This window comes from Dyella sp., assembly GCF_035685885.1.
In the GTDB taxonomy this organism is placed as follows: domain Bacteria; phylum Pseudomonadota; class Gammaproteobacteria; order Xanthomonadales; family Rhodanobacteraceae; genus Dyella.
In genome coordinates this window covers 60,867-69,495 of record NZ_DASRZX010000050.1, presented here as the reverse complement: position 1 = coordinate 69,495, position 8,629 = coordinate 60,867, and the positions used below count along the sequence as shown (strand labels likewise).

The window sequence follows — 8,629 nt, the reverse complement described above, 5'->3', positions numbered from 1 at the left end:
CCGTGCACCGCTGCCGTGGGCGCGCGATCGGTGGCAATGAAGGTGCACTATGGGGTGCGGGCATTGGCCTCGTGCTGGGATTGCTGCTCGCTGGCGCATTCGTGGCGCTGGTACGCCGACGCCGCTGAAACCATCAGCCTTTCGCCAACCATTGCTCCGCGCGCTCCAGGTCGGCTTCCGTATCGATGCCCGGCGGAAACGGCTCGGGCGTCAGGCGCACGGCAATGGGATGGCCGTGTTCCATCACGCGCAGTTGTTCGAGTGATTCGGCCTGTTCCAGCGGCGTGCGCGAAAGCGTGGTGTAGCGTTTGAGAAATCCCGCCCGATACGCATAGATGCCGATATGGCGCAGGAAAGATACGTCTGCCGGCAGCACGTTGCGATGCACCGCAAACGCATCGCGTGCCCACGGCAGCGGCGCACGGCTGAAATAGAGCGCACGGCCTGCCTCGGTGCGCACGAGTTTCACGACGTTGGGATCGAACAGCTCGTGCGCCTCGGTGATCGGCGTAGCGAGCGTGGCCATGGGTGCGTCGTCTTCCGCCAGCGCACGGGCCACTTCGCGGATCCCTGCCGCAGGTGCAAATGGCTCGTCGCCCTGCAGGTTCACCACGATGGCGTCATCCGCCCAGCCATAGTGCACGGCGCATTCGGCCAGGCGATCACTGCCGGAAGCATGGTCGCTGCGCGTCATGCACACCTCCACGCCCTGCCCGGCCAGCGCATCGGCAATGCGCTGATCGTCCACGGCCACCACCACCTGCGTGGCGCCCGCCTGCAGCGCGCGCTGCGCCACGCGCACCACCATCGGCACGCCCGCGATCTCACGCAACGGCTTCGCCGGCAGGCGCGTGGAACCGTAGCGGGCGGGAATGGCGACAATGAAAGGTGGGGTGGTGGACATGGCGACCTCGACGTGAGGCGCCAAGCCTACCGGAAACCGCTTTTTTGCAGGAGCGCACCCAGTGCGCGACCGCGGCGTGATGCCGTTGCTGCTGCGTGGGTTATTCGCGCACTGGGTGCGCCCCTACAGGTGGTGCGGACGCTCAAGCCAACCGAAACCCGCAACCATTGGCCAACCCGAGGAACCCCGGGAACGAGGTGGCTACGTTGGCGCAATCGCCAATCTGGACAGGCCCGCTGGCAACCAGCCCCGCCACGGCGAAACTCATCGCGATGCGGTGATCACCATGGCTGTCGATGGTGCCACCACTGATGAGGCCACCGTCGATGGTCGCTCCGTCCGGCGCCTCGTCGACGGATATGCCCAGTGCGCGCAGTCCGTTGGCCATGGCCGCAAGGCGGTCCGATTCCTTGACGCGCAGCTCCGCGGCGCCGCGAACGACAGTCTTGCCCTTCGCCACCGCCGCCGCCACGAACAACGCGGGAAACTCGTCGATCATGTCGGGCACCAATGCTTCAGGCAGCTCGATGCCGTGCAGCGGCGCATGGCGCACCACCAGGTCACCCACCGGCTCGCCGCCGCTTTCACGCTCGTTCTCGATACGAATGTCCGCGCCCATCAGGCGCAATGCCTGCAACAGGCCGGTGCGGCGCGGATTGAGGCCCACGGCCGGCAAACGCAGCTCGGAACCCGGCACGATGCTTGCGGCGACGAGGAAGAACGCAGCGGAGGAAAAGTCGGCGGGCACGTCCACGCTGGTGGCACGCAACGCATGGCCGCCCGACAGCTTTGCGCGACCCGGCGAAAACTCGATGGGCCAGCCGAACGCCGCAAGCATGCGCTCGGTGTAGTCGCGCGTGGGATGCGGCTCGATCACTTCGGTTTCGCCCTGTGCGTACAGGCCCGCCAGCAACAGCGCCGATTTCACCTGCGCACTGGCGACCGGCAGCGTGTACGAGATGCCGCGCAGCGGCTGGCCGCCGCGTACGATCAGCGGAGGCAGGCCATCCTGCGTGTCGATTCGCGCGCCCATGAGTGCCAGCGGATCGGTGACGCGCTTCATCGGGCGCCTGGACAGCGACTCGTCACCGACCAGCGTGCTGTCGAACGCCTGCCCTGCCAGCAGGCCGGCCAGTAATCGCATGCCGGTGCCGGCGTTGCCGCAATCCAGCGCCTGCGTCGTGCCACGGAGGCCATGCAGGCCCACGCCATGTACCAGGCGCTCGCCCTCGGCGGGCGTCTCGATGCGCACGCCCAGCTGCTGCATCACGGCGGCGGTTGCTCGCGTGTCTTCGCCTTCCAGGAAGCCGCGGATATGCGAGGTGCCATCGGCCAGCGCACCCAGCATCATGGCGCGGTGCGATACGGATTTGTCGCCCGGCACACGCACGCTGCCGTGCAACGCGCCGCCAGGTTGGCTGGTCCAGTCAAGTCGGGTCACGGGAAATCTCCGGCGGTCACCAAGGCGACCGCGTGCATGTCAGGGCAACGCCACCGGGTACGAACCAAGCACGCGCACCTGCGCGGCGGCTTCGCCCATTTCCTTCATCGCGGCCTGCATCGGCTCGTCGTTGACGTGGCCGGACACGTCGATGAAGAACGCGTACTGCCATTTGCCCGAATGCGCCGGGCGCGATTCGATGCGATTGAGGCTGATGCCATGTTCGGCGAACGGCTTGAGCACGTGGTAAAGCGCGCCCGGCTTGTCGTTCACCGTGATCAGCAACGACGTGCGGTCGTTGCCCGACGGCGGAAACAGCGAGCGGCCGATCACCAGGAAGCGTGTGGTGTTGTCGGCACGGTCTTCGATGGCCTGCGCCACCGTCTTGAGCCCGTACACGCGACCCGCCGTTTCGCCCGCGATGGCGCCGGCGTCGTCCGCATGGCGCGCCAGGCGAGCAGCTTCGGCATTGCTGCCCACGGCGATGCATTCCACGTTGGGAAGATTGATCCGCAACCATGTCTTGCACTGCTGCAGCGACTGGGCATGGGCGTAGACGCGCTTGATGTCCTCAAGCCGGCCGTTGAGCGAATGCAGGCATTGGTGCACGCGCAACTCGACTTCGCCGCAGATGGTGGCGTCGGAGGTGAGGAACATGTCCAGCGTCACCTGGATCATGCCCTGCCCGGAGTTTTCCACCGGCACCACGCCGAAATCGGCATGACCGGCGGCGACCTCCTGGAATACTTCCTCGATGCTGCCCAGCGGCAGGCCATAAGCCGCGTGGCCGAAATGCTTGCGCACCGCCTGCTCGCTGAAGGTCCCCTCCGGGCCAAGGAAGCCAACCTTCAGGGGATCTTCCTGCGCGAGGCACGACGACATGATTTCGCGAAACAGGCGCACCATTTCGGTGTCGGTGAGCGGACCGTTGTTGCGATCGACCACCATGCGCAGCACGTGCGCCTCGCGCTCTGGCCGGTAATAGTCGATGGCCGAAAGCCCCTCGCCCTTCACGCGCGCCACTTCCTGCGCCCAGCCGGCGCGCTCGGAGATCAGCTGCTGGATCTGCTGATCGATGCTGTCGATGTGCTGGCGCACATCCGTGAGCGAGGTTTTTTTGTCGGTCATGTCATGTGTTCTGGAGGGAAAGCCGTCCAAACGGGGAACCGGGAATAGTCCGCGATGTGGCTCAAGCCACGCAACGGTTTCATCCGTGACGGTTGGCGAAGTCCTTCATGAAAGCCACCAGCGCCTGCACCGCTTCCAGCGGCACCGCGTTGTAGAGCGATGCGCGCATGCCGCCGACGGCCTTGTGCCCCTTGAGCGCCAGCAGGCCCGCGGCTTCGGACTCCTTGAGGAAGTCCGCATCCAGCGCGCTGTCGTGCAGTGTGAAAGGCACATTCATGCGCGAGCGCGCGGAAGGCTCGATGGGGCTGCGGTAGTAGCCGCTGGAATGCTCGATCGCGGCGTACAGCAGCGCCGCCTTGGCCGCGTTGTGTTCGCGCATCGCGCTGAGTCCACCCTGCTCCTTCAGCCACTGGAAGGTCAGGCCGGCGAGATACCAGCCCCACGTGTTGGGCGTGTTGAGCATGGAGTCGTTCGCCGCGTGGTCGGCGTAGCGGAAGATGCGTGCCATCGGACGCGTAGTGCGTTCAAGCAGGTCGCGTCGGATGATCAGCACGACCAGGCCGGACGGACCAATATTCTTCTGCGCGCCGGCATAGATCAGGCCGAATTTCGAGACGTCGATCGGGCCGGAAAGGATGTCCGATGACATGTCGGCAACCAGCGGCACGTCGCCCACGTCCGGAATGTCGTGGAATTCCACGCCGTGGATCGTTTCATTGGGCGTGTAGTGCACATAGGCAGCGCGCGGATCGAGCTGCCAGGTTTCACGCGGCGGTAGGCGAAAGTAGTGTTCGCTCTTGCTGCTCGCGGCCAGGTTCACCTTGACGTACGGTGCTGCCTCGCTGGCTGCCTTCTCGCCCCAGTGGCCGGTGACCACGTAGTCCGCGCTGGCGCCTTCAGCGGCGAGGTTCATGGGAATCTGCGCGAAATGCTGGGTGGCGCCGCCCTGCAGGAACAACACGGCGTAATCGCCCGGAATGTCCAGCAGCTCGCGCAGGTCCGCCTCGGCCTGCTGCGCCAGCCCGGTGAACAGCTTGCCGCGATGGGACAGCTCCATGACCGAGGCGCCGCAACCTTGCCAATCCAGCAGTTCGCGCTGGGCGCGCTCAAGGACGGGCTGTGGCAGCGCGGCGGGACCGGCGCTGAAATTCCAGAGTCTGCTCACGGATGACGCCTTCGCGGGGAGAATCACCGCATTATGCCGCGTCGCAGCAACCGGCCGTCAACGGCCGCAAGGCGATCAGCGAAACGCCCGGATCGGGCCTCAAAAGCGAACGAGCAACGCCACCGCGATGCCCAGGGCAAGCACGGCGGCCGTGGCGATCAACCACCACACTTCGCCTCGCGGACCTGCATCTTCCTCGGGAAGATGCTCAAGCACAGGCTCTGGCAGGACGATTTCCGGCTCGGGCTCCAGCCCGGGAGCGTCCACCACGAAACGGTGCATGCCCAGCCCGATCTGGTCCCCGGGGCGCAACGTGGCCCGCTGGACCGGTGCGCCATTCACGCGCAAGGGATAGCGATCGGATTGCTGGCCGGCCTCAAGCCAGAGCTGTCCGTCCCGCCAGGTCACGGCCAGCGAGGCGGCTTCGCCCTGCGGCAGCTCCAGTGGGACGCGACCCAGCGGCCCCAATTCCAGCTTTTCCTGCAGCGGCAGCACACGCCCCGACAGGGGACCCGCCACCGCGCGCAAAGCCACCGTGCAACGCCCTTCCGCCGGAACCGTCACGGGCAGGCTCAAGGCGGGCTCCTCGTCGGAACGAAGCAGCATGCGGCAGTCGCCCACGCTGAGGACGTCGCCTGCGCGCAACAGGGCCTTTTCGCGCACCGGCCGCGCGTTCACATAGACGCGGGTGCCTTCGGGCAGGACCTGGAGCACCCAGCCACGGCGATCGAGCAGGATCTTCAAATGGTGCGCGCCCGCCTGGCGCGCCGCCAGGATCAGGTCGTTGTCCGGTGCGCTGCCGATCCGCAAGGTGGGGGCGTCCCAGTGGAAATCCTCTCGGGCCGAATTGGGAAACTCGATGCGCATCGGTGAACCGCTGAATAGTCGCCGGGGACTCTAGCAGATGCCCAGGTCCGCTCCGAGCACATCTGGCATACGATGACGGTTTAGTTTTTCAGGAGCGCCTCATGCCCAAGATCGACATCCGCCGACCCCATCAGCTGTCCCTGGACGAGGCCCGTGCCGTGGTCGACAAGGTCGCCGCACGCATGCGCGAGAAGTTCGGCATGGACGGCCAATGGCAAGGCGATACCCTGCGTTTTTCCCGCCCGGGCGTGAACGGCAGCATCGCTGTGGAAAAGGATGCCATCCAGGTCACGGCCGAGCTCGGCATGATGCTGGCCCCCCTCAAGGGCATGGTGGAGCAGGAAATCCGTCGCAAGCTGGATGAGCACTTCGGCTGATATTTCTTTAACCATAGCAACTTCCGTGGCATACTCGACGGCTTACGCGGCCATGACGGCTGCCCTAGCCCAACCGGAACGCATGGCCAAAGACGACGTCATCGAAATGGAAGGCACGGTCCAGGAGACCCTGCCCAACACCATGTTCCGCGTGCAGCTGGAAAACGGCCACGTCATCACGGCCCATATTTCCGGCCGCATGCGCAAGCATTACATCCGCATCCTCACCGGCGACAAGGTGAAGGTAGAGATGACCCCGTACGACTTGACCAAGGGTCGTATCACCTACCGCATGAAGTAATAAAACGCTCTCCTTGCAGGAGCGCACCCTGTGCGCGAAAAGCCCATGGAGCGTTGAAGCCCGGCCTCCGCCGTCGCGCACAGAGTGCGCCCCAACGGAAGCAGGCAAAAGAAAGGCCGCGCACTGCGCGGCCTTTTTCGTTTCCCAACGAGCCTGGACTCAGACCACCGGTGCCGGCAACTTCTCTGCCGCCTCGGTGCTGACCAACAGCTCGCCATCCTTGACGCTCAGGATGACCTTGCCACCGTCGGCCAATTTGCCAAACAGCAGTTCGTCGGCCAGCGGACGCTTCACCTTCTCCTGGATGACACGAGCCATCGGGCGAGCACCCATCTGCGGGTCGAAGCCGTGTTCGGCCAGCCAGCGACGCGCATCGGCGCCTACGTCCAGCGATACGTGCTTTTCGGCCAGCTGGGCTTCCAGCTCGATCACGAACTTGTCCACCACGCGCAGGATGTGGTCGAAATCCAGCGGGGTGAACTGGATGACCGCGTCCAGTCGGTTGCGGAACTCCGGCGTGAAGGTGCGGCGGATCACTTCCATCGAATCCATCGAATGGTTCTGCTTGACGAAGCCGATGCCGCGGCGCGAGGCCTGCTGGGCGCCGGCGTTCGTGGTCATCACCACGATCACGTTCTTGAAGTTGGCCTCGCGACCGTTCGTATCCGTCAGCACGCCGCGATCCATCACCTGCAGCAGGATGTTGTACACGTCCGGATGCGCTTTCTCGATTTCGTCGAGCAGCAGTACCGCGTGCGGATGCTTGGTCACCGCCTCGGTGAGCAGGCCGCCCTGGTCGAAACCGACGTAGCCCGGAGGTGCACCGACCAGGCGCGAGACCGAATGCGCCTCCATGTACTCGGACATGTCGAAGCGGATCATCTCGATGCCCAGCTGCATCGCCAACTGCTTGGTCACCTCGGTCTTGCCCACACCGGTGGGACCGGCAAGCAGGAAGCAGCCGATCGGCTTGGACGGATCGGCCAGACCCGAACGCGCCATCTTGATCGAAGCGGCCAGCGCCTCGATGGCCGGGTCCTGGCCGAACACCACCATTTTGAGGTTGCGTTCCAGGTTCTTCAGCACATCGCGATCGGACGCCGACACCTGCTTGGCAGGGATGCGCGCCATCTTCGCCACGATGTACTCGACTTCCGGCACGTCGATCTTGCCAGTGCGCTGGTCGACCGGGAGCAGCCGTTGGCGTGCACCCGCCTCGTCGATGACGTCGATGGCCTTGTCAGGCAGCAGCCGGTCGGGAATGTGCTTCACCGACAGATCCACCGCCGCCTTCAGTGCCTCGTTGGTGTAGGCGACGTTGTGATGCTCTTCGAAGCGCGAGCGCAGGCCCTTGAGGATTTCCAGGCTATCGGCCACGGTCGGTTCGACCACATCGATCTTCTGGAAGCGACGGGCCAGTGCCCGGTCCTTCTCAAAGATGCCGCGGAATTCCTGGAACGTGGTGGAGCCGATGCAACGCAGCTCGCCCGATGCCAGCATCGGCTTGATCAGGTTGCTCGCGTCCATGGTGCCGCCGGAAGCGGAGCCGGCGCCGATGATGGTGTGGATCTCGTCGATGAAGAGGATCGCGCCGGGCTGCTTCTTCAACTGGCCGATCACCGCCTTCAGGCGCTTCTCGAAATCACCGCGGTACTTGGTGCCGGCGACCAGCGCGCCGAGATCCAGCGACCAGATGGTGGCGTTCTCGAGCACCTCGGGCACTTCGCCATCGACGATGCGCTTGGCCAGGCCCTCGGCGAGCGCGGTCTTGCCCACGCCAGCCTCACCCACGTAAAGCGGGTTGTTCTTGCGGCGGCGGCACAGCACCTGGATGGTGCGCTCGATTTCGTCCTGGCGGCCGATCAGCGGATCGATCTTGCCTTCCAGCGCCAGCTCGTTGAGGTTGCTGGCGTACTCGCTCAGCGGATTGCCCTTGGGCTCGCCGTCTTCGCTCTCGCGCTCACCACCCGGCATGCTGCTCGACGGCTCATCGCCGATCTTGGCGATGCCGTGCGAAATGTAGTTGACCACGTCCAGACGGGTGATCTCCTGCTGGTGCAGGAAATACACGGCGTGCGAATCCTTTTCGCCAAAGATGGCCACCAGCACGTTGGCGCCAGTGACTTCCTTGCGGCCGGAGGATTGCACGTGATAGACCGCGCGCTGCAATACGCGCTGGAAGCCCAGCGTGGGTTGCGTGTCGCGCTCGTCGCCGTGCGGCAGCACGGGAACGGTCTCGGCGATGATTTTTTCCAGCTCGCGCGTTAGGCGCGGCAGGTCGACGCCGCAGGCGCGCAGGGCGCCGAGGGCCGATTGGTTTTCGGTAAGGGCGAGCAACAGGTGTTCCACCGTCATGAATTCATGACGCTGCTCGCGGGCCTGTTTGTAGCACTGGCCGATGGTGACTTCGAGATCCTTGCTGAACATCCGGACCTTCTCCGCTATG

8 protein-coding genes are annotated in these 8,629 nt (G+C 65.0%); 2 read left to right on the top strand and 6 right to left on the bottom strand.

Annotation, left to right across the window (positions count from 1 at the left end):
- Window positions 1–133: 133 nt before the first annotated feature.
- From kdsB to VFG49_RS06460, 5 genes are all read right to left on the bottom strand, one after another.
- The gene (gene kdsB / locus VFG49_RS06480; protein ID WP_324858698.1) at window positions 134–904 is read right to left on the bottom strand and encodes a 3-deoxy-manno-octulosonate cytidylyltransferase; all 771 of its coding nucleotides are present in this window, start codon (window positions 902–904) and stop codon (window positions 134–136) included.
- Window positions 905–1,046: 142 nt separating this feature from the next.
- Complete coding sequence (aroA, locus tag VFG49_RS06475; protein WP_324858697.1) at window positions 1,047–2,345, bottom strand: 3-phosphoshikimate 1-carboxyvinyltransferase; 1,299 nt, start codon at window positions 2,343–2,345, stop codon at window positions 1,047–1,049.
- Window positions 2,346–2,384: 39 nt separating this feature from the next.
- Entirely contained in the window at window positions 2,385–3,473 is a 1,089-nt protein-coding gene (gene pheA, locus VFG49_RS06470) for a prephenate dehydratase (RefSeq protein ID WP_324858696.1), read from the bottom strand.
- 79 nt (window positions 3,474–3,552) lie between these two features.
- Window positions 3,553–4,638 (bottom strand): 3-phosphoserine/phosphohydroxythreonine transaminase, encoded by a 1,086-nt coding sequence (gene serC / locus VFG49_RS06465; RefSeq protein WP_324858695.1) that lies wholly within the window; start codon window positions 4,636–4,638, stop codon window positions 3,553–3,555.
- Window positions 4,639–4,737: 99 nt separating this feature from the next.
- Window positions 4,738–5,505 carry an FHA domain-containing protein gene (locus VFG49_RS06460; protein ID WP_324858694.1) on the bottom strand — a complete coding sequence of 256 codons (768 nt, stop codon included), beginning with the start codon at window positions 5,503–5,505 and terminating at the stop codon, window positions 4,738–4,740.
- Between the two features lie 101 nt (window positions 5,506–5,606).
- Between VFG49_RS06460 and VFG49_RS06455 the strand changes: the two genes are divergently transcribed.
- The gene (locus VFG49_RS06455; RefSeq protein ID WP_324858693.1) at window positions 5,607–5,882 is read left to right on the top strand and encodes a polyhydroxyalkanoic acid system family protein; all 276 of its coding nucleotides are present in this window, start codon (window positions 5,607–5,609) and stop codon (window positions 5,880–5,882) included.
- An 82-nt stretch (window positions 5,883–5,964) separates the two neighbouring features.
- The gene (infA, locus tag VFG49_RS06450; RefSeq protein WP_019466733.1) at window positions 5,965–6,183 is read left to right on the top strand and encodes a translation initiation factor IF-1; all 219 of its coding nucleotides are present in this window, start codon (window positions 5,965–5,967) and stop codon (window positions 6,181–6,183) included.
- Window positions 6,184–6,342: 159 nt separating this feature from the next.
- On the opposite strand, the gene clpA is transcribed toward infA, so the two are convergent.
- The gene (clpA, locus tag VFG49_RS06445) at window positions 6,343–8,610 is read right to left on the bottom strand and encodes an ATP-dependent Clp protease ATP-binding subunit ClpA (RefSeq protein ID WP_324858692.1); all 2,268 of its coding nucleotides are present in this window, start codon (window positions 8,608–8,610) and stop codon (window positions 6,343–6,345) included.
- Between the last annotated feature and the right edge of the window lie 19 nt (window positions 8,611–8,629).

Bases quoted from the DNA above. Each gene is read 5' to 3' on its own strand.
- kdsB (WP_324858698.1), bottom strand. From the start codon at position 904: ATGTCCACCACCCCACCTTTCATTGTCGCCATTCCCGCCCGCTACGGT.
- pheA (WP_324858696.1), bottom strand. From the start codon at position 3,473: ATGACCGACAAAAAAACCTCGCTCACGGATGTGCGCCAGCACATCGAC.
- VFG49_RS06460 (WP_324858694.1), bottom strand. From the start codon at position 5,505: ATGCGCATCGAGTTTCCCAATTCGGCCCGAGAGGATTTCCACTGGGAC.
- VFG49_RS06455 (WP_324858693.1), top strand. From the start codon at position 5,607: ATGCCCAAGATCGACATCCGCCGACCCCATCAGCTGTCCCTGGACGAG.
- infA (WP_019466733.1), top strand. From the start codon at position 5,965: ATGGCCAAAGACGACGTCATCGAAATGGAAGGCACGGTCCAGGAGACC.
- clpA (WP_324858692.1), bottom strand. From the start codon at position 8,610: ATGTTCAGCAAGGATCTCGAAGTCACCATCGGCCAGTGCTACAAACAG.